At 65.2% G+C, this 19,820-nt stretch carries 16 protein-coding genes; 4 read left to right on the top strand and 12 right to left on the bottom strand.

Annotation, left to right across the window (positions count from 1 at the left end):
- Positions 1 to 7: 7 nt before the first annotated feature.
- The 5 genes from leuS to V6M63_RS19365 form a co-directional block, all read right to left on the bottom strand.
- Positions 8 to 2,689 (bottom strand): leucine--tRNA ligase, encoded by a 2,682-nt coding sequence (gene leuS, locus V6M63_RS19385; protein ID WP_332744538.1) that lies wholly within the window; start codon positions 2,687 to 2,689, stop codon positions 8 to 10.
- Between the two features lie 112 nt (positions 2,690 to 2,801).
- Positions 2,802 to 3,233 carry an ExbD/TolR family protein gene (locus tag V6M63_RS19380; RefSeq protein ID WP_332744536.1) on the bottom strand — a complete coding sequence of 144 codons (432 nt, stop codon included), beginning with the start codon at positions 3,231 to 3,233 and terminating at the stop codon, positions 2,802 to 2,804.
- Positions 3,230 to 3,901, bottom strand: a complete 672-nt coding sequence (locus V6M63_RS19375; RefSeq protein ID WP_332744534.1) for a MotA/TolQ/ExbB proton channel family protein — start codon at positions 3,899 to 3,901, stop codon at positions 3,230 to 3,232. Before V6M63_RS19375 ends, V6M63_RS19380 begins: the two co-directional genes overlap by 4 nt.
- Positions 3,901 to 4,719, bottom strand: coding sequence for a 4-hydroxy-tetrahydrodipicolinate reductase (gene dapB / locus V6M63_RS19370; protein WP_332744532.1), 819 nt, complete (start codon positions 4,717 to 4,719; stop codon positions 3,901 to 3,903). Before dapB ends, V6M63_RS19375 begins: the two co-directional genes overlap by 1 nt.
- Entirely contained in the window at positions 4,716 to 5,315 is a 600-nt protein-coding gene (locus tag V6M63_RS19365; RefSeq protein WP_332744530.1) for an outer membrane protein assembly factor BamE, read from the bottom strand. The genes dapB and V6M63_RS19365 overlap by 4 nt, the downstream gene beginning before the upstream one ends.
- 161 nt (positions 5,316 to 5,476) lie before the next feature.
- Here V6M63_RS19365 and fur point away from each other — a divergent pair, with 161 nt between their 5' ends.
- Positions 5,477 to 5,923, top strand: a complete 447-nt coding sequence (fur, locus tag V6M63_RS19360) for a ferric iron uptake transcriptional regulator (protein ID WP_332744528.1) — start codon at positions 5,477 to 5,479, stop codon at positions 5,921 to 5,923.
- Positions 5,924 to 6,016: 93 nt separating this feature from the next.
- Here the strand turns inward: fur and hprK are convergent, their stop codons facing one another.
- The 3 genes from hprK to hpf form a co-directional block, all read right to left on the bottom strand.
- The gene (gene hprK, locus V6M63_RS19355; RefSeq protein WP_056264424.1) at positions 6,017 to 6,967 is read right to left on the bottom strand and encodes an HPr(Ser) kinase/phosphatase; all 951 of its coding nucleotides are present in this window, start codon (positions 6,965 to 6,967) and stop codon (positions 6,017 to 6,019) included.
- A gap of 110 nt (positions 6,968 to 7,077) precedes the next feature.
- Positions 7,078 to 7,548 (bottom strand): PTS sugar transporter subunit IIA, encoded by a 471-nt coding sequence (locus V6M63_RS19350; RefSeq protein WP_291082679.1) that lies wholly within the window; start codon positions 7,546 to 7,548, stop codon positions 7,078 to 7,080.
- Positions 7,549 to 7,691: 143 nt separating this feature from the next.
- Positions 7,692 to 8,021: a ribosome hibernation-promoting factor, HPF/YfiA family gene (gene hpf / locus V6M63_RS19345; RefSeq protein WP_056264433.1), complete on the bottom strand. Its 330-nt coding sequence runs from the start codon at positions 8,019 to 8,021 to the stop codon at positions 7,692 to 7,694.
- Between the two features lie 227 nt (positions 8,022 to 8,248).
- On the opposite strand from hpf, the gene V6M63_RS19340 reads away from it, so the two are divergent.
- The 3 genes from V6M63_RS19340 to corA all read left to right on the top strand — a co-directional run bounded on the left by V6M63_RS19340 (position 8,249) and on the right by corA (position 12,481).
- On the top strand, positions 8,249 to 10,033 hold the full coding sequence (locus tag V6M63_RS19340) for an ATP-binding response regulator (protein WP_332744523.1): 1,785 nt from the start codon (positions 8,249 to 8,251) through the stop codon (positions 10,031 to 10,033).
- Between the two features lie 4 nt (positions 10,034 to 10,037).
- Positions 10,038 to 11,285: a patatin-like phospholipase family protein gene (locus V6M63_RS19335; protein ID WP_332744520.1), complete on the top strand. Its 1,248-nt coding sequence runs from the start codon at positions 10,038 to 10,040 to the stop codon at positions 11,283 to 11,285.
- A 209-nt stretch (positions 11,286 to 11,494) separates the two neighbouring features.
- Positions 11,495 to 12,481: a magnesium/cobalt transporter CorA gene (gene corA / locus V6M63_RS19330; RefSeq protein WP_056264444.1), complete on the top strand. Its 987-nt coding sequence runs from the start codon at positions 11,495 to 11,497 to the stop codon at positions 12,479 to 12,481.
- Positions 12,482 to 12,572: 91 nt separating this feature from the next.
- Here corA and V6M63_RS19325 read toward each other — a convergent pair whose 3' ends face one another.
- The 4 genes from V6M63_RS19325 to V6M63_RS19310 form a co-directional block, all read right to left on the bottom strand.
- A complete protein-coding gene (locus V6M63_RS19325) occupies positions 12,573 to 13,265 on the bottom strand; it encodes a 5'-methylthioadenosine/adenosylhomocysteine nucleosidase (protein WP_442909619.1) in 693 nt (230 codons plus the stop codon).
- 62 nt (positions 13,266 to 13,327) lie between these two features.
- Positions 13,328 to 15,016 (bottom strand): long-chain-fatty-acid--CoA ligase, encoded by a 1,689-nt coding sequence (locus tag V6M63_RS19320; protein ID WP_332744513.1) that lies wholly within the window; start codon positions 15,014 to 15,016, stop codon positions 13,328 to 13,330.
- 167 nt (positions 15,017 to 15,183) lie between these two features.
- Entirely contained in the window at positions 15,184 to 18,627 is a 3,444-nt protein-coding gene (locus V6M63_RS19315; RefSeq protein WP_332744511.1) for a PAS domain-containing protein, read from the bottom strand.
- Positions 18,628 to 18,824: 197 nt separating this feature from the next.
- Positions 18,825 to 19,820: NAD(P)(+) transhydrogenase (Re/Si-specific) subunit beta (locus V6M63_RS19310; protein ID WP_332744510.1), on the bottom strand; the 996-nt coding region annotated here is incomplete at its 5' end.

The following is a 19,820-nucleotide window of genomic DNA, read 5'->3' as shown; positions in this document are numbered from 1 at the left end:
GGGGCTTTCAAATCACCACGTTCACCAGGCGGCCGGGCACGACCACCACTTTTTTCGGCGGCGCACCGGCGGCTTGCTTGACGAAGGCCTCGCTGGCCAGGGCCGCCGCTTCAATGGCGGCCTTGTCGGCATTCGCCGGCACCAGCACGCTGCCGCGCAGCTTGCCATTGATCTGCAGCACGAGTTCGATCTCGTCGCGCTGCAAGGCGGCCTCGTCGGGCTGGGGCCAGGGCGCGTCGAGCAACTCGCCCGTATAGCCCAGTTGGGTCCACAGCGTGTGCGCGATGTGCGGCGTGGCGGGATAGATGCAGCGCAACAGGATGCCGAAGCTTTCGGCCAGCGCGGCGTTGTCACCGGTTGAGCCGTCGGGCTTGAAGTCTTCCAGCGCATTGAGCATCTTCATCGCGCCCGACACCACGGTGTTGTATTGCATGCGCTGGTAGTCGTAGTCCACCTGCTTGAGCACGGTGTGCATCTCCAGCCGCAATGCCTTCGCGCCTTTGGACACCGCCTGACCAGACACACCGGCCGCCAGCGCGCCCAGGCCGCTGGTGGCCGAGAGCTTCAGGCCGAAGGCCCACACGCGGCGCAGGAAGCGGTAGCTGCCCTCCACCGCCGCGTCGTTCCACTCCAGCGTGGCCTCGGGCGGCGCGGTGAACATGGTGTAGAGGCGCGCGGTGTCGGCACCGTATTTCTCGATCAGGTCTTGCGGGTCCACGCCGTTGTTCTTGGACTTGGACATGGTGCCCACGCCCTCGTAGTCGATGGGTGTGCCCACGGGCAGCAGGCCGTCGCCGCTGGTGGCCGGGTTTTTGAGCTTGGCGCCCACGACCTTGCCGCTCTCGTCGAGCACGTTTTCCACATCGTGCGGCCAGAAGTGGTCCTTGCCGCCCTTCTCGGTGCGGCGGCTGTAGAGGTGGTTGAGCACCATGCCCTGCGTGAGCAGGTGGGTGAAGGGCTCGTCGACCTTGACCAGGCCGAGGTCGCGCATCACCTTGGTCCAGAAGCGCGCGTAGAGCAGGTGCAGGATCGCGTGTTCGATGCCGCCGATGTACTGATCCATCGGCATCCAGTAATCGGCTCCGTCGGCCACCATCTTCTCGCTGTTCTTCGGGTCGCAATAGCGCATGAAGTACCACGACGAATCGACGAAGGTGTCCATGGTGTCGGTCTCGCGGCGCGCGGGCTGGCCACACACCGGGCAGACCACGCCGGCGTGGAAACCTTCGTGCTTGTGCAGCGGGTTGCCCGAGCCGTCGGGAATGCAGTCCTGCGGCAACACCACTGGCAGGTCTTTCTCGGGCACCGGCACCGCGCCGTGTTCGGCGCAATGGATGATGGGGATGGGCGTGCCCCAGTAGCGCTGGCGGCTCACGCCCCAGTCGCGCAGACGGAAGGTGGTTTTCTTCTCGCCCAGGCCCTTGTCGGCCAGCAGCGCGGCGACCTTGTCGACCGCGGCCTTGTAGCCCAATCCATCGAGCACGCCGGAGTTCACGCACACCCCGCGCTGCTTGTCACCGTACCAGTCGGCCCAGGCCTCCAGGCTGAAGGTCTCGCCTTCCACCGCCACCACGGGCTGGATCTTGAGCCCGTATTTCTTCGCGAAAGCGAAATCGCGCTCGTCGTGCGCGGGCACGCCCATCACCGCGCCATCGCCGTAGCTCATCAGCACGTAGTTGCCGACCCACACGGCCACTTCCTCACCGGTGAGCGGGTGTGTGACGGTCAGGCCCGTGGCCATGCCCTTCTTCTCCTGCGTGGCGAGCTCGGCTTCGGTGGTACCACCGGTCTTGCACTCTTCAATGAAGGCCGCGAGCTCCGGGCTGGATGCGGCGGCGTGCGTGGCCAGGGGGTGTTCGGGTGCGACGGCGCAGAAGGTCACGCCCATGATGGTGTCGGCGCGCGTGGTGAACACGTACATCTTCCCGTCGCCAATCCGTGCACCGGTTTCGTCCTGGATGGTGTGCGGGAACGCAAAACGCACGCCCTCGCTCTTGCCGATCCAGTTTTCCTGCATCAGCCGCACCTTGTCGGGCCAGCCGTTGAGGGTCGCCTTGGGGTTGCCGATCTGCACGTGGTCGAGCAGCTCGTCGGCGTACGAGGTGATGTTGAGGTAGTAGCCAGGGATCTCGCGCTTTTCCACCACCGCGCCGGTGCGCCAGCCCTTGCCGTCGATCACCTGCTCGTTGGCCAGCACGGTCTGGTCCACCGGGTCCCAGTTCACGACCTGCGTCTTGCGGTAGGCGATGCCCTTCTCCAGCATCTTCAGGAACAGCCACTGGTTCCACTTGTAGTAGCTGGGGTCGCAGGTGGCCACTTCGCGCGACCAGTCGATGGCCAGTCCCATGGCCTGCATCTGCTGCTTCATGTAGGCGATGTTTTCATACGTCCACTTCGCCGGTGGCACACCGTTCTTCAGCGCGGCGTTTTCCGCCGGCAGGCCGAACGCGTCCCAGCCCATGGGCATGAGCACGTTGAAGCCTTTCATGCGCAGGTGGCGCGTGAGCATGTCGTTGATGGTGTAGTTGCGCACATGGCCCATGTGCAGCTTGCCGCTGGGGTAGGGCAGCATGGAGCAGGCGTAGAACTTCTTCTTGCTCGTGTCTTCCGTCACGCGGTAGGCGTCGGTGGCGTTCCAGTGGGCGTGCGCTTCGCGCTCGACTTGCCTGTGGGCGTATGTTTGTTGCATGAACCAGGGTCCGGACCAGCCGGCGACGGTGAGGGTAGAGGCTGCGCGCGGTGGCGCGAGGGAATGGCGGATTTTAGGCCTTGGGCCGCAGGCCACCCGCCGGCCCGGCCATTCAGCGCGGGGCTGTCGACTCGGCCACGAAGCCAATGCGCGCGAGCCCGGCCGATTGCGCCATGCCGATCAGCGAGACCACACGGCCGTAGGACACGCTGGCATCGGCGCGCAGCTGGAGTTCGGTGGCGGGGTTGCGCTGCGCGGCCTCAAGCAGACGCTGGCGCAGGGCGGCATCGTCCACGGCCTGCCCGTCCCACTGCATGCGTCCCTGGCCATCGACCGACAGCGACACGAAAGGCCCGGGTTCGGTGGGGGTGGCGGCCTTCGGCAGTTCGGCCTTCGGCAATTCCAGCGCCAACCGGTCGGCCATGAAGGGCGCGGCAATGATGAAGATCACGAGCAGCACCAGCATCACGTCCACCAGCGGCGTGACGTTGATCTCGCTCATGGGTTTGTGGCCAACCGGTTTCTCCAGCCGACCAAAACTCATTCCAAACCCCTGTGCACCAACAGTTCACGCAGGTCGCGCGCGAAGCCTTCGAGGTCGGCCTCGATGCGCGCGATCTGGCGGCCCAGCACGTTGTAGGCCAGCACGGCGGGTATCGCCACCACCAGACCGGCGGCCGTCATGACCAGCGATTCGCCCACCGGCCCGGAGACCTGCTCGATGCGGAAGCCGCCGTCGAGCCCGATGCCGCCGAGCGCGTTGTAGATGCCCCAGACCGTGCCCAGCAGACCCACGAAGGGCGCGGTGGAACCCACGGTGGCCAGCAGCACCTGACCGAATTGCAGGCGGTGCAGCACGCGGTGCAGCGCGTCGCGCAGCACGCGGGTGAGCTGCTGTGAGCGGTCGCCGGCGGCGGCCAGGGTGTGCGGCAGGGCGTTGGCCAGGCCAAGTGCTGCCTGCAGCAGCGGCAGCACGAGTTGCTGCGCATCGAAGGTGACCAGCCGGCGCTGCGCATCGTCCAGATCGGCCGCCTGCCAGAAGGCGGCGGTGCTCAAGCCCAGGTCGCGCGCGGCGCGGCGCAGCAACCAGCCCTTCCACAAGATCACCACCCAGCTCGCCACTGACATGGTCAGCAGCAACAGCGCCACCGCACGGCCCAGCGCATCGGCCTGCGCCAGCGTCTGCAGGAGACCCTGGCCCGCGCTGTCCATCATTTCAAACCGAGCACGTCGAACATGTCGTACAGCCCGGCCGGCTTGCCAGCCAGGAAACGCACCGCGCGCAGGCTGCCTTGCGCGTAGGTCACGCGGCTGCTCGACTTGTGCGTGATCTCGATGCGCTCGCCGGTGCCGGCGAACAGCACGGTGTGGTCGCCCACGATGTCGCCACCGCGGATGGTGGCAAAGCCGATGGAGGATGGATCGCGCTCGCCCGTCACGCCCTCGCGCGCATAGACCGCGCATTCCTTCAGGTCGCGACCCAACGCATCGGCAATCACCTCACCCATCTTCAGCGCGGTGCCGCTGGGCGCGTCCACCTTGTGGCGGTGGTGTGCTTCGATGATCTCGATGTCGTAGCCAGTGGCCAGCGCCTTGGCCGCCATCTCCAGCAGCTTGAGCGTGACGTTCACGCCCACGCTCATGTTGGGCGCCATCACGATGGCGATCGCCTTGGCGGCTTCGGCAATCTCGGCCTTCTGTTCGTCACTGAAACCGGTGGTGCCGATGACCGCATTGACGCCGTGCTTCGCGCATTCGCGCAGGTGCGCCAGCGTGCCTTCGGGCCGGGTGAAGTCGATCAACGCCTGGCTGCCACCCAGACCCTGGGCGAGGTCTGCGGTGATGAGCACGCCGCTGGCCTGACCCGCAAAGCCGGCTGCGTCCTGGCCCAGCATCGGACTGGTGGCGATGTCGAGTGCACCGGTGAGCTGGCAGTCGCCGCTGTTGCGCACGGCCTCCACCAGCATCTGCCCCATGCGGCCGCTGGCACCCGCCACGCAAACGCGGTGCAGGCTCGCTGCGCCGCTCATCGAGCGGACCCCGGAGTCTCCAGGGGAGGATAGCTCGCGGCAGGTGCCGCAGGGGGATCAGCCGGCGTGGTGGGAGCGTTGGTCTTGTTGCGTTCGTCAAAGGCCTTGAGCTGGGCCTCGGTGGCCTGCAAAGGCGGCGCCTTGTCGAACTTGCGCCCTGCGTCGAGCGAAGCCACGAATTCCGCCTCGGTGGGCAGCTCGTCGGCCTCGAATCTCTCGAGCACATCGGCCTTGAAGAACACGGTCAGGCGACGCTGCTGCGGCGTCTGACCCTGGCGACGGAAAGTGAACACATAGTCCCAGCGATCGGCGTGGAACACGCTGGCGAGCAGCGGCGAGCCCAGGATGTCGCGCACCTGGTCGCGCGTCATGCCGGTCTGCAGGGCAGCGGCTTGCTCGCGCGTGACCACGTTGCCTTGCAGGATGTCGATCTTGTACGGGCTGACCAGACTGGTGATGCCCGGCATGCGGCTGGTGATGCTGGAGCAAGCCGACAGGGTCACCAGCGCGGCGAGCACACAGACCGCCTGAAGCGGTCTGCGCGGGCGCAGCCCCGGGGTGGGCAGTGGGGCGCAATCGGGTGTGTTTTGGAGCATGGAATCTGACCGTGAAGGGGGCGCGCGCGCAAGCGTTGCCGGGGCAAAAATGCAGCGTGCGCCAGACGCTGACGATATGATCCTTTCATTGTAGTCTTGGGGCCCGAAGACACTGCAACCACACCCGCCCGCCCGATTCAGCGCCCCGCGCGCTCACCGCCATGACCAACATCGAAGAACTCAAGAGCACAGGCCTGAAGGCCACGCTGCCCAGGCTGAAGATCCTGGAGGTGTTTCAGAACGCCAAACAGCGCCACATGACGGCCGAAGACGTGTTTCGCGTGCTGCTGGAAGAGCGCTCCGACATCGGCCTGGCCACGGTGTACCGCGTGCTCATGCAGTTTGAGCAAGCTGGTCTGCTCACGCGCAGCAACTTCGAGTCGGGCAAGGCGGTGTACGAGCTCAATGAAGGTCAGCACCACGACCACCTGGTCTGCCTGGACTGCGGTCGCGTGGAAGAGTTTTTTGACGCGGAAATCGAGAAGCGCCAGCAGATGGTGGCCAAGACGCGTGGCTTCGTGCTGCAGGAGCACGCGCTGTCGCTCTACGCCAATTGCACCAAGACCGACTGTCCCCACAAGGGCCAGGGCCACACGCACCGAGCCTGAGCCGTTCAAGAACACCGCGGAACCGGCTTTGCCGGGCCGCAGGTGTTGCCCCCTAGAGGGGGTGACGCCGCAAGGCGGCGCGGGGGTGCAGCTCTACTCTCCGCGCGACATGGCCGCGCGGTGGCGCGATACAAACTCCTGATAAGTGTCGATACCGCGCAGCTGCAGGATGGTGTTGCGCACCGCAGCTTCCACCAGCACGGCAATGTTGCGGCCGGCCACCACCTGGATCACGGCCTTGCGCACCGGCACGCCCAGCACGTCCTGGTACAGCGGTTCGTGGGGCATGCGCTCGTAGTCACGCTCCATGGTTTCGCGGCGCACCAGATGCACGATGAGCGAGAGCCGCATCTTGCGCCGCACCGCCGTCTCGCCAAAGATCGCCTTGATGTCGAGCAGGCCGATGCCGCGCACCTCCAGCAGGTTCTGCAACAGCTCGGGGCAGCGGCCTTCGATGCTGGTCTGGTTGATGCGGTAGAGGTCCACCGCATCATCGGCCACCAGGCCATGGCCCCGCGAGATGAGTTCCAGCCCGAGTTCACTCTTGCCCAGGCCCGATTCGCCCGTGATCATCACGCCCATGCCGAGGATGTCCATGAACACGCCATGCATGGAGGCGCGGTCGGCGAAATGGCGCGAGAGGTAGGCGCGCAGCACATCGATGACGAACGCCGCCGACTCGTGCGTGGAGAACATCGGGATCTGAGCGCGCTCGCACATGGCGGTGAGCGCATCGGGCGCGGCCTGGCCATCGGCCACCACCAGCACCGGCGGCTCCAGCGTGACAATGCGCGCCACACGGCGCCTGTTGTCGTCCTCACTCTGGCTGGTGAGGTAGGCGACTTCGCGTTCGCCAAACACCTGGACCCGGTAGGGGTGGATGTAGTTGAGATAACCGACCAGGTCAGCACCTGAACGTGCGGCGCGGATGGCCACTTCGTCGAACCGCCGCTCGGAGGCCCCCAGCCCGGCAATCCATTGCCACTTCAGGGCATCACGATGGTCCTCGAACAGGACGTCGGCGCTGACGACGGTGGGTTTCAAAAGGGATCACTCCGATAAGCAGCGGGGGATGGAACGATCCGCCACGGGGCCGCCCCAAGGCGTATCAGCTCCCTTGGTGGGCAGCGGTGGAGCGTGGGAGACCAACAACCTCAGGCTGCGGCGTGGGCCGATTGCCAGGACGTGATCAGTTTGTGCAGTGCGGCTGCGTCGGTGGAGGTCTTCATCTGCTCGCGCAGACCGCTGTCGCTCAACAACTCGGCGATCTCGGAGAGGATCTCCAGGTGCTTCTGCGTGGCCGCCTCGGGCACCAGCAGAAAGATCATCAGTTGCACCGGCAATTCGTCGGGGGCGTCAAAGCCAATCGGGCTGGCCAGCTGGAACACCGCCGCCAAAGGCTGCTTCAAACCCTTGATTCGCCCATGCGGGATCGCCACACCGTGGCCCAGACCGGTGGAACCCAGACGCTCGCGGGCAAACAGGCTGTCGGTAATGAGTGCGCGGTTGAGTCCGTGAAGGGTCTCGAAAAGCAGGCCTGCTTCTTCGAATGCGCGTTTTTTGCTGGTTGCGTCCACGCTGACGAGCACTTGCGCGGCAGGCAATATGACAGATAGTCGGTTCATGTGAGCCCTCTTGGACCGCAAATTATGACCAGTTGAGCGGTGTTGGCTAGACTGCGGGCACAAAAAAGCCGCTTGACTTTCCAAGCGGCCTGCTGCAGTGCAGCATCGGGTTTTCCCTCACGGACCGCAGTCCGTGACATTCATCACATCAAACGCTTGACCGTGTCGTGGTGGTGGTCCTGTGCCTTGTCTTTGTAGCGAAGAACTTGCCGATCCAGCTTGTCGGCCAGTTCATCGACGGCAGCGTAAAGATCGGCGTGGGCGCTCTCGGCGAACAGGTCGCGGCCCTTGACGTGGATGTTGCATTCCGCTCGCTGCCTGAGGTCCTTTTCCTTGAGGTTGTCCACCGTCAACAGCACCTTCATGTCGACCACCTGGTCGAAGTGTCGGGATATGCGTTCGAGTTTGCTGGTGACGTAACCGCGCAGGGCGGGTGTGACCTCAAGGTGGTGACCGCTGATCGTCAGGTTCATAAAAGAGCCTCCATATGCTCCGGGTTGAGACAAGCCGCCTGGGGCAAGACCTCCCGACGGCCACGGGGATGTCTTGAGCCCACTATGCACACGAAACCTCCGAGGCGCAAGCCGGCAAGGGCAACAAAGCGTGCGAATGCCGGTGAATGCCGGTGAATGTGACCGTTGTCATTCATGCCAACGCGCTCCGCGTTCATACCGGCCCGGCATGTCCTATGCTCAGGCGCATGCTCAGCGTCCCAACCTCGCAAGACCGGCTGCTGCACGAGCAGGTGCGGTTGCTCGCGCGAAACGTCCCCGCCCTGGTCGTGGGTACGTTGACGCTGGCGATCGGCACCGCCGCGCTGCTCCTGATGAACGGGCAGCCTTCCCGATGGGTGTTGTACTGGCTGGGCGCCATGGCGGTGCTGTGTGCCGTTCGGTGGTGGGGCGCACGGCGCTACCAACGGTCACAGCCAGATCAGACACAGGCACGCGGTTGGGCCCGCTGGTTCGTTCTGGCGTCGTTCGCCGCCGGCTTGCTGTGGGGCTCGCTGACGGCTCTGTTCTTCAGCCCCGACGATCCGCACACGCAGGCGGTGCTGGTCATGATCCTCGCGTCCATCGTCGCCAGCGCCACCCAGTCGCTGGGGCCGTATTTCCCGGCGCACCTGGCTTTTGGCGTGCCCGCCATCGTGCCCCTTGCGTTGCGCAGCATGTTCAGCGGCGACACGCGCACGATGACCGTGGGCCTGCTCGCCCTGGTCTTTCTGTTGATGGCAGAGCTGTTTGCGCGGCGCATTGCCGCGGCCATCGAAGAAGCGCTTCGCCTGCGTTTCGAAAACGACGCACTGGTGACCGAACTCTCGCTGGCCAGGGACGCGGCCGAGACCGCCAGCAAGGCGAAAACACGGTTTCTGGCGACCGCCAGCCACGACTTGCGTCAACCGATCCATGCCATGAGCATGTTCGTCCCGGCCCTCAAGCGCATGGCACAGGAAGGCAGGCTCTCCGCGCCGGCACTGGGCGACATGGCCGACCGCATGCAGTCGGCGCTGGGCACCATGGGCCAGTTGCTCAGCCGCTTGCTGGATGTCTCTCGACTGGATGCCGACGCGGTGCGCGTGACCACCGAAGACTTCCCCCTGGAGCCGTTGCTGTCCGCGGTGGTGGACGAAGTGGCGGCGCAGGCCGAGGCCAAGGGGCTGCGGCTGCGCATGCACGACGGCGGCCTGTGGGTGCACAGCGATCCGTCGGTGCTGCACACGATGCTGAGCAATCTCGTCAGCAATGCGGTGCGCTACACCGACCGCGGCGGCGTGCTGGTGTCGGCGCGCTCGCGGGGCGACAGCGTCGACATCCAGGTCTGGGACACCGGCATCGGCATCTCGTCGCACGAGTCGTCGCGCATCACCGAGGAGTTCTACCAGGGCAGCAACGCGCATGCGGACGGCAGCCAGGCACGGGGGTTCGGACTGGGCATGGCGATCGTGCACCGCTCGGCCAAATTGATCGGTGTGCGCCTGAGCTGGCGCTCGGCGCTGGGCAAGGGTTCGATGTTCTGCATCCGCACGCCGCGCGCGCAAGCCGGCCATCAACCAGCCACGCTGCCGCCATCCAAGGCTCCGGCTTCGAAACCTGTCGGCGGGCACATCGTGCTGGTCGTGGAGGAGAACCAGGACATCCTGGCGGCCATGTCCATTCTGCTGCGGAGCTGGGGGCATGTACCCCTGCAGGCGTCCAACGCGCAGGAGGCGGCCCGCATCGCCCTGGACCACCGGGACCAGCTGGACGCCGCCCTGGTCGACTTCCACCTGGCGCGGGACAGCGATGGACTCGCCGTGGCCCATCTCTTGCGCCAACACGCCAGGCCCGACCTGGCGGTGGCCATCGTCACGGGCGACACCAGCACCGAGGTGATGAACGCCGTGCTGGCGGTCGGCCTGACCGTGATGCACAAACCGGTGGACCCCGCAGAACTGCAGCAGTTCATCGCACGCGCGCGCCGGGCCGTCGCCTCTCCAACCCCGTAAGCCCATGTCCCTCGACACCATCATCACGCACAACATGCTGGCGACTTCTTCACATGAAGTGAGGCCCGATGCGTGTGCACTGGTGTTGATGGGCGGCGGCGCACGCACCGCCTACCAGGCCGGTGTGCTCAAGGCGCTGGCCGCGATGCAGCCGCGGGGCAGTCAGGCGTTTCCGTTTCAGTGGTTGTTCGGCACCTCGGCGGGCGCACTCAATGCGGCCTACCTGGGCAGCATCGCCCTGCAAGGCCTGCCTGCGCTGCCGCAGCTGGCAACGTTCTGGATGGGACTGCGCTCGGAGCAGATCTACCGGCTGGAGGCGCCGGGCTGGGTGCGCGCCAACCGGTTGGTGGCGGGCTGGACGCTGGCGCGTCAGGTCAAGCGCCACCGCGCCCTGCTCGACACGCTGCCGCTGGTGAACACATTGCACCGGGCGATCGATCTGCCGGGCCTGGAGTATGCGCTGGAGCAAGGCGCCATCCACGCGCTGGGCGTGACCGCCTCCAGCTACACAAGCGGCGAACACTGGACCTTTTGCCAGACCAACACCGACCACACCGTGCAGCCGTGGCACCGCCCGGGGCGCCGGGCCGCTTTCCAGCCCATCACGATCGAGCACCTGATGGCGTCCAGCGCCATCCCGTTCCTCTTTCCGTCCGTGCCGCTGTGGGTCGAAGGCCACAAGGAGCATTTCGGCGACGGCTCGATGCGCCAGCTCTCGCCGCTGTCGCCCGCCATCCATTTCGGTGCGCGGCGGGTGCTGGTGATCGGTGTGGGGCAGCCACAGCGCTCGGGCATGGTGGCGCGCACGGCGGGCGACCCCACGGCCGGCACCATCGCAGGCCACGCCATGGCCAGCGTGTTCCACGACACCCTGCAGGCCGATGTGGAACAGGCCCAGCGCGTGAGCCAGACCCTGTCGCGCCTGCCTCCGGCCCTGGCCGCGGCCCTGCCCTACCGCCCGGTCGACGTGCTGGCCATCCAGCCGAGCTTTTCACTCGACGAACTGGCGCGCAAGCACATCGGCGAACTGCCCGCGCCCACCCGCAACACCCTGGCCGGGCTGGGCGCGCTGGACACCGCGCGCGGTGCGGCCGGCAGTGCGGCGTCGCTGGCCAGCTACCTGTTGTTCGAGCCGGGTTTCGTGCATGCGCTCATCGAGCTCGGCGAACACGATGCCTGGCGCCGAAAGGACGAACTGATGCGCTTCATGGCGCCTCAAGCACCGCTTCCAGAAACGGTGTCGGTGCCATAATTCGCCGGTCGAATCTACCCACGGAGAGCCTCATGGACAGCACGCCCCCCAGTTGCGTGCTTTCAGCCACCCCCGTCACCGTCTGACCGCTGCGCCTGGCGCGGCCACCTGGGTCGGGCGGTCCGCTGGCTGAAAGCACCCTACCCCGCCTTCGGGTCCGCCTGCGCGGCCCCGCCCTTTCAGACAGCAGACTTCGCCGGGAGCGCTCCATGCTCAACGTATTCACCCTGGCCAATGGCCGCCTCTTCCAGGAAGAGATCGAGTCGCTCGAAGAGCTGGCTCAATTCAAGCCAATCTGGGTCGACCTGGAGGACCCCACCCCCGAAGAACGCCGCTGGGTCAAGCAGCACTTCGGGCTGTCGATTCCCGAAGACGCGATGGACGAGGACATCGAGGAGTCGGCCCGTTTCTTCGAGGAAGACAACGGCGAGCTGCATGTGCGCTCCGACTTTTTGATCGACGACGAGGAAGACCCGCGCGCGGTTCGCGTGGCCTTCATCCTCAACGAGCACAACGACACCTTGAAGAGCCAGGGCGTGCTGTTCTCCATCCACGACGAGGACGTGCCGGTGTTCCGCCTGCTGCGCATGCGCGCGCGCCGCATGCCCGGCCTGATCGAGGATGCCAAGGACGTGCTGCTGATGCTGTTCGACGCCGACGCCGAGTACTGCGCCGACACGCTGGAAGACATCTACGACGAGATCGAGACGGTGAGCAAGAAGGTGCTCAACAGCAACGCCTCGGACAATCTGCTGAGTGAGGCGCTCTCGGCCATCGCGCGCCACGAGGACATGTCAGGCCGCATCCGCCGCAACGTGATGGACACGCGCCGCGCGGTCAGCTTCATGATGCGCAGCCGGCTGCTGAGCGCCGAGCAGTTCGAGGACGCGCGCCAGATCCTGCGCGACCTGGACTCGCTCGACAGCCACACCGCCTTCCTGTTCGACAAGATCAACTTCCTGATGGATGCGACGGTCGGCTTCATCAACATCAACCAGAACAAGATCATCAAGATCTTCTCGGTGGCCAGCGTCTCGCTGCTGCCGCCCACGTTGGTGGCCAGCAGCTACGGCATGAACTTCGCATTCATGCCCGAGCTGCAGTGGCACTACGGTTACCCCCTGGCGCTGGCACTCATGGTGCTGTCGGCGGTGGTGCCGATGCTCTATTTCCGCAAGCGCGGTTGGTTGAGATAGATCCACCCCCGCGCCGGGCTTCGCCCGTCACCCCCTCAAGGGGGCAATGCCAGCGGCCCGGCAGAGCCGGTTCCGCGGCATTCTGGACAAGTCATCTCTGCCCCAGCAATGCCTCTACGATGGCCGCGCTGTAGCGGCTCGCAACCTCGCGCAGGAAGCGCGGGAAATCCACGTGTGCGGCGTCGTCGGCGCGGTCCGAGATGGTGCGCACCACGGCCAGCGGCACGCCGTAGTCGTGGCACACCTGGGCAAACGCCGCACCTTCCATTTCCACCGCGAGCGCCTCGGGCAGGGCCTCGCGCAAGGCCAGGCTTTCGGTGGTGGTCGAGACGAAGCGATCGCCGCTGATCAGCAGGCCCTGGTGGCAGCGCGGCGCTTGCAAACCGAAGGCATTCAACACGTCGGTACCGAGCAGCGATGGCAGTGCACGCAGCACCTGCTCGCTCGCGCGCGCCACTTGTGCGGTCAGCAGGGCGTCGGCCTCGAAGGTGGAGCGGCCATAACCGGGCACCTCGTGGCGTGGAAAGATCGGCGAGGCGTCCATGTCGTGCTGCAGGAACTGCGTCGCCACCACGACGTCACCCACGTTGACGCCACCCCCCAGACCGCCGGCCACGCCGGTGAACACGATGCGCTGCACGCCGAAGCGCTCGATCAGTGCGGTGGCCGTGGTGGCCGCAGCCACCTTGCCAATGCCCGACAGCACGGCGACCACCTCGTGACCGTGCAGGTGGCCGCGCCAGAAGGTGCGTCCGCCCACAGTTTGCTGTCTCTCATCGGGCATGAGCGCCAGCACGGCGGCCAGCTCTTCGTGCAGCGCACTGACGAGGGCGGTGAGACCTGCCACTATTTCTTGTCGCGCAACTCGCGGCGCAGGATCTTGCCGACCGGGGTCTTGGGCAGCTCGGTGCGGAACTCCACCACCTTGGGCTGTTTGTAGCCCGTGAGGTTGGCCTTGCAGTAGTCGCGCACCTGCGCTTCGGTCAGTGCCGCATCCTTCTTGACGATGACGAGCTTGACCGCTTCACCCGACTTGTCGTCGGGCACACCGACCACGGCGCACTCCATCACGCCGGGCAGCTGCGCCACCACGTCCTCCACCTCGTTGGGATACACGTTGAAGCCGCTCACCAGCACCATGTCTTTTTTGCGGTCGACGATTTTGAAGTAACCGCGCTCGTCCATCACGCCCACGTCACCGGTCTTGAAGTAGCCATCCGGCGTCATGACCTTGGCGGTCTCGTCAGGTCGCTGCCAGTAGCCCGCCATCACCTGCGGGCCCTTGATCGCAATCTCGCCGGGCTGGCCCAGCGGCACTTCGTTGCCATCATCGTCCAGGCACTTCATGTGGGTGTTGGACAGGGGCAAGCCGATGGTGCCGCTGTAGGCGGTGCTCGTGGTCGGATTGCAGGTGGCCGACGGACTGGTTTCGGACAGACCGTAGCCTTCGCAAATGGGGCAACCGGTCTTCTCCAGCCAGAGCTTGGCCACGGCGCCTTGCACCGCCATGCCGCCGCCCACAGACACCTTGAGGTTGCTCCAGTTCACGGTGTTGAAGTCGGGGTGGTTGGCCAACCCGTTGAACAAGGTGTTGACCGCGGGGAAGCTGTGGAAGGTGTGCTTGCTCAGCTCTTTCAACACCGCCGGCAGATCGCGCGGATTGGGGATCAGGATGTTCATGGCGCCGGTGCGCATGCCCAGCATCATGTTCACCGTGAACGCGAAGATGTGATACAGGGGCAAGGCGCACACGCTGGTGGGTTGTTCGCCTTCTGGCACACGCTTCATCACCGGCTCGTTCCACGCGTCGGACTGCAGCAGGTTGGCGATCACGTTGCGGTGCAGCAGCACGGCACCCTTGCTCACGCCGGTGGTGCCACCGGTGTACTGCAAAACGGCCATGTCGTCGGGCTTGATGTCGGGGCGTTTGAGCGTGCCGCGCGTGCCCTTGGCGATGGCTTCATTGAAGCGCACGGCCTGGGGCAGGTTGAAGGCGGGCACCATCTTCTTGACGTTGCGCACCACGTAGTTCACCAGCGCACCCTTGAGCAGACCGAGTTGGTCACCCATGGCGGTCAGCACCACGTGTTTGACCGGCGTGTTGGCAATGCACTGCTGCAAGGTGTTGGCGAAGTTCTCGATGATGACGATGGCCTTGGCGCCCGAATCCCTGAGCTGGTGCTCCAGCTCGCGCGGCGTGTACAGCGGATTCACGTTCACCACCACCAGACCCGCGCGCAGGATGCCGGCCACCGCCACCGGGTACTGCGGCACGTTGGGCATCATGATGGCCACACGATCGCCCTTGACCAGACCCAGGCCCTGCAGATAAGCCGCAAAGGCCTGAGACAGGCTGTCGGTCTGCGCAAACGTGATCTGCTTGCCCATGAAACTGTAGGCGGGCCGGCTGGCGAACTTGCCGAAGCTCTCTTCCATGAGGTGCACCAGCGAGCTGTATTGCGCCACGTCGATGTCGGCGGGCACACCGGGTGAATACGAGCCCAGCCAGGGACGGTCGGCCGTTGAGTCGGTCATTCGGGATTTCCTCATTCTTGTGGATACAACTGCCGCGCATTGTCTGTGGAAAGCCGGACACGGGTCCTCGTGTTTTTCCCTTACGCGTGGCAGGCAGGCTACCTCAAAAACGCGTGGCAGGCTGCCCGGCTGCTACAAGAACCTGAGTGCCGTGTCACCACCGGCACTCAGTTGGCCCGTGATGTGTCCAGATGCACATTGATGGCTGCGCAGGTGCGCCCGATCTCTGAAGCAAAGCGCGCGATCTCATCGGGGTCGCGCACCCCCGTTCGCAGGTGCTCCTCCAAATGGCTGGCGACCTTGGTCGCCGCCATCAGCGCCAGCGCCGAGGCGCTGCCCCGCGTCCTGTGCACATGACGGATGAGGTCTTCATTCCCCAACGCATCGGCACGCTGCGCCTCGTCCTCATGCTCCTGCACAAAGCGGCGGAGATGATGGCGATAGTGCCCAAGGTCTTGCCACAGTTGCAAGCCCAGATTGAAGTCCACCAGCATCAATTCGCCCGAAGACTCGGTGGGCGTCCCGGGCGGCAGTGCATCGGTGGCCATCCCGTCACTCTCGGCAAGACCTCTGCCGAGGCGGAACAGCAGTTGGACAAGGCCGTCGACATCAAACGGCTTGGTGACCACGGCGTCCATTCCGGCCGCCAGTGCTGCATCTCGCTGCTCGTTGAAGGCACTGGCCGTCAACGCCACGATGGGCAAGGTCTCGCACCCCGGCAGCTGGCGGATCCGTGACGTCGCCTGCATCCCGTCCATTCCAGGCATCTGCAGATCCATCAGAACGATGTCGCACACACTCCGGTCGTCCTGCAGCATGTCCACCGACGCCTGTCCGTCCGCGGCCGTGATGACGGAAGCCCCGTGGCTGGCCAGAATGCTGCTGGCGAGCTCCCGGTTGGTGTCGTTGTCATCCACCACCATCACGCGGATGCCCCGCAGGGGAGCGGACTCACTTCTCGTCATGCCGTCCATCTCCAGTGACCGGCCGCAGCGACGCATGGCTCTGTCGACACTCTCTCGAAGAGTCGACGGCGTCACGGGCTTGACAAGCAACGCGTCGAGCACCCCTTCGTCCACCAGCGATTCCAGCGAGAGCGCCTCTCGGGCGCGGACCACCGCCACCAGCCCCAAGCCGCGCCGCGCCGTTGCCTCGCGGAGCTGGCGTGCCAGCGCTGGACCAAAGCCGTCGTCTGGCCCCCATTCGATCAGGACCACCTCCACCACGGGTTCTGCGCCGCTCCCGGCCACGACCGTGGCAGCGGCCTCGCCGACCGCCGCGCTGGACACGCACCAGTCGAGCCCACGACAGATTTGAATCAGGTTGTCTCTGGTTCGCTCACGGGTCATCGCGAGCAGCACATGCCGCCGCGCAAACACCTCGGGCGCCGGCCACTCGCCATCATTGCCCAGCCCGACCTCTACAGTGAACCTGAATGCGCTGCCACGCCCCTTGGTGCTTTCCACCACGATCTCGCTGCGCATCAGCTCCACCAGTTGTTTGGAAATCGACAGGCCCAGCCCGGTACCACCAAAGCGCCGCGAGGTCGACACTTCGGCTTGCGTGAATGGCTTGAAGAGGCTGGCCACCTCTTCGCGGGTCATGCCGATGCCTGTGTCTTCCACCGAAAACCTCAGGGTGACTCGGTCCTGAGCCCTGTCAACCACCTCGACCGACAGTTCAACGTGACCTTCGTGGGTGAACTTCAGCGCGTTGCCCGCCAGGTTGATCAGGACCTGCTCGATCCGGAACGCGTCGCCCACAAGGTGCTGGACTCCCATGGGAAGTGGAGCGACCACCACTTCCACGGCCTTGCTCGACACCACCGAACCCATGATGACGGCGACGTTGTCGAGCACTTTTTGCAGATCGAACGGGGCGTTCTCGATCTTGAGCAAGCCTGCCTCGATCTTGGAGAAGTCCAGGATGTCGTTGATCAGATTCAGGAGCGAGTGACCGGCGCGCGCGATCTTTTCGAGTTTTTCCCGCGTGGAAATTTCACGGGTTTCGCGCTCCGCCAGATACGCCATGCCCAGCACCGCGTTGAGAGGCGTGCGAATTTCATGGCTCATGTGGGCGAGAAACTCACCTTTGGCCCGTGAGGCCGCCTCGGCCGCCTCGCGAGCGCGCCGCTCGACCTCGGCACGCCGCCTTTCCGTCTGGTCCAGCACGTACGTGACCCGCAGCTGTTGCTCGCGGTCCAACATGGCCGACCCCACCAGCACAGGAACCCTCCGCCCGTCACGATGGAGCAGCTCCTTTTCGTAAGCGCCGCACGCTCCCGTAAGGCGGATCTCTTCTGCGGTTCGTGCGTCGGCCTCTTCATGGCCCCTGGGCGTCAGACGGTCCCAGCGCAAGTGGCCAGACAACAGGTCGGAGCGCGAGTAGCCCAGCATGTCGAGAAAGGCGTCATTGGCCTCTTCGATGCGCCCGTCGGCATGCCAGAACAACACACCGATGATGTTGGACTCCACCAGACGATGGATCCGGTCCTGGTGTGCACGCAATTCGCCGATGTCCCGCCCCACCAGAAGCACGCTGCCGACCAGATTCCGGGCGTCGAGCTCGGGAGTCAGGCTGACCAGAAAGTACGCCGGGCGACCTCTTGCGTCGGTCCAGTTCAGCTCAAAGTGCTGCGGCTCGCCACCTTGCAGGCAAGCAAGCATCCGGTGCTGCAGCTCCTCGCCCGGGGCCGATCCCAAGCACTCCGCCGGCGTCATTCCGATCAACGCGCCAGGTTCGCTGTGCGTGCGCTGGGCGAGCGCGGGATTCGCGTAGAGGCAGCACAATGCTGCATCGAACCGCGCGATGAGATCAGGCGAGTTCTCAACCAATGTGCGGAACTGGCGCTCCTTCGCTTCAAGTGCCTCCTGCAGGGCCAGCCGGGCCGAGACATCCCGCGAAACAGTGATGAAGTGCGGCGCCTCTCCTTCGCCCATCGGCATCTTGGAGACCGACAGTTCGTACCAATGGCGTCCCTGGGCGGTGTCGACGGAGATCACCTTGCCAAACGAAAGGCCTTTTTCGTCGGCCTCGCGAAACGCCGCCTTGGCGATCGCTGCGCTGGCGGGTGAAAGCACCTCGTCAAGTGTGCGCCCCAGCATGAAATCTCGCGACGCCGCCAGCAGTTCCGGGTTCTTCGTCCACGTGTTGAGGTAGCGCCCCTCAGCACTGCCCTCAAACAGAAAGTCCGGAAAGGCATCGACAATGCCCTGCACGAAGGCGAGGGTTCGCTTCAACTCCTGCTCGACATCCCCAGGAGGATTGAGTTCGCCGGAATACAGCACCAGGAAGCGCTGGTCGCGCAAACTCAACGCCTGAAGACGAAACTTCGTCGCAACGCGACGACCGTCGGCGGCTTCGTGCCACGACTGCCATTGAGTGGAACCGCCTGGTCGCCAGCGGGGGTGCGCAACGTCCGACCATTCCCGCCAGAGAGCCGCGTCGATGTCCTGAACGCACGCCTGCAAAAGCTGCTGGCGATCACAGCCGCGCCATTGGCACGCTGCATCGTTCGCGAACACCACTCTGCCGGCTGCGTCGGCGATCATGACCACCGAAGGATAGGCGCTCAGCCATCCGAGCAGCAACGCCGGCACCGGGTCGGGCATGGCTTCTGCAGAGGTTGGCTCGTTCCAATGTTCCACAGTCCCTCGCGTCCTGCGCTTTGGAATTTTTCAGTTTAAGTCAGCTGAGAGCCAGCCGCTATCCCGGGTCCTCCCTGTGCTTGGGGCCATGAGCGCCGTGACCGGGGTCGTCGCTGATGGGCCAGGCCATGCCGCTTCAGAGAGCCCCGCTCAGGCACCACTCACTCGATCGCCTTGGTCATGTCCTCGACAACCTTCTTCGCGTCGCCAAACACCATCATGGTCTTGTCCATGTAGAACAGTTCGTTGTCCAGGCCGGCATAGCCCGCGGCCATGGAGCGCTTGTTCACGATCACCGTCTTGGCCTTGTAGGCCTCCAGGATCGGCATGCCGTAGATCGTGCTGCCCTTTTGCAACGCAGCCGGGTTCACCACGTCGTTGGCGCCCAGGATGATGGCCACGTCGGCCTGGCCAAACTCGCCGTTGATGTCCTCCATCTCGAACACCTGGTCGTACGGCACCTCGGCCTCGGCCAGCAGCACGTTCATGTGCCCCGGCATGCGCCCGGCCACCGGGTGGATGGCGTACTTCACGGTGATGCCTTTTTCGGTGAGCTTGTGCGCGAGCTCTTTCACCGCGTGCTGCGCGCGCGCCACCGCCAGGCCGTAGCCCGGCACGATCACCACGGTCTCGGCGTTGCCCAGCACGAAGGCCGCGTCGTCGGCGCTGCCGCTCTTGACCGGCCGCGCCTCGGCCTTGGCGCCGCCGGCAGTTGCCGCCTCGCCACCGAAGCCGCCCAGGATCACGTTGAAGAACGAGCGGTTCATGGCCTTGCACATGATGTAGCTCAGGATCGCGCCCGACGAACCCACCAGCGAGCCGGCGATGATCAGCATGGAGTTGTTCAGGCTGAAGCCGATGCCCGCGGCCGCCCAGCCCGAGTAGCTGTTGAGCATGGACACCACCACCGGCATGTCGGCGCCGCCGATGGGGATGATGATGAGCACGCCCAGGATGAAGCCCAGCGCGATCACCAGCACGATGTCGATCCAGCTCTGCGAATGCCAGAAACCAAAAATGAAGAAGACGGTGGCCAGGCCCAGCAGCAGGTTGAGCTTGTGCTGGCCGGCGAACTGCACCGGCGCGCCCTGGAACAGGCGGAACTTGTACTTGCCCGAGAGCTTGCCGAAGGCGATCACCGAGCCGCTGAAGGTGAC

It is taken from the genome of Hydrogenophaga sp. (assembly GCF_036675665.1).
GTDB lineage: Bacteria > Pseudomonadota > Gammaproteobacteria > Burkholderiales > Burkholderiaceae_C > Hydrogenophaga.
Note: the sequence above shows the minus strand (reverse complement) of the source record. Positions and strands in the feature narration are given on the sequence as shown.

Bases quoted from the DNA above. Each gene is read 5' to 3' on its own strand.
- leuS (WP_332744538.1), bottom strand. From the start codon at position 2,689: ATGCAACAAACATACGCCCACAGGCAAGTCGAGCGCGAAGCGCACGCC.
- V6M63_RS19380 (WP_332744536.1), bottom strand. From the start codon at position 3,233: ATGAGTTTTGGTCGGCTGGAGAAACCGGTTGGCCACAAACCCATGAGC.
- V6M63_RS19375 (WP_332744534.1), bottom strand. From the start codon at position 3,901: ATGGACAGCGCGGGCCAGGGTCTCCTGCAGACGCTGGCGCAGGCCGAT.
- dapB (WP_332744532.1), bottom strand. From the start codon at position 4,719: ATGAGCGGCGCAGCGAGCCTGCACCGCGTTTGCGTGGCGGGTGCCAGC.
- V6M63_RS19365 (WP_332744530.1), bottom strand. From the start codon at position 5,315: ATGCTCCAAAACACACCCGATTGCGCCCCACTGCCCACCCCGGGGCTG.
- fur (WP_332744528.1), top strand. From the start codon at position 5,477: ATGACCAACATCGAAGAACTCAAGAGCACAGGCCTGAAGGCCACGCTG.
- V6M63_RS19350 (WP_291082679.1), bottom strand. From the start codon at position 7,548: ATGAACCGACTATCTGTCATATTGCCTGCCGCGCAAGTGCTCGTCAGC.
- hpf (WP_056264433.1), bottom strand. From the start codon at position 8,021: ATGAACCTGACGATCAGCGGTCACCACCTTGAGGTCACACCCGCCCTG.
- V6M63_RS19340 (WP_332744523.1), top strand. From the start codon at position 8,249: ATGCTCAGCGTCCCAACCTCGCAAGACCGGCTGCTGCACGAGCAGGTG.
- V6M63_RS19335 (WP_332744520.1), top strand. From the start codon at position 10,038: ATGTCCCTCGACACCATCATCACGCACAACATGCTGGCGACTTCTTCA.
- corA (WP_056264444.1), top strand. From the start codon at position 11,495: ATGCTCAACGTATTCACCCTGGCCAATGGCCGCCTCTTCCAGGAAGAG.
- V6M63_RS19325 (WP_442909619.1), bottom strand. From the start codon at position 13,265: ATGCCCGATGAGAGACAGCAAACTGTGGGCGGACGCACCTTCTGGCGC.
- V6M63_RS19320 (WP_332744513.1), bottom strand. From the start codon at position 15,016: ATGACCGACTCAACGGCCGACCGTCCCTGGCTGGGCTCGTATTCACCC.
- V6M63_RS19315 (WP_332744511.1), bottom strand. From the start codon at position 18,627: ATGCCCGACCCGGTGCCGGCGTTGCTGCTCGGATGGCTGAGCGCCTAT.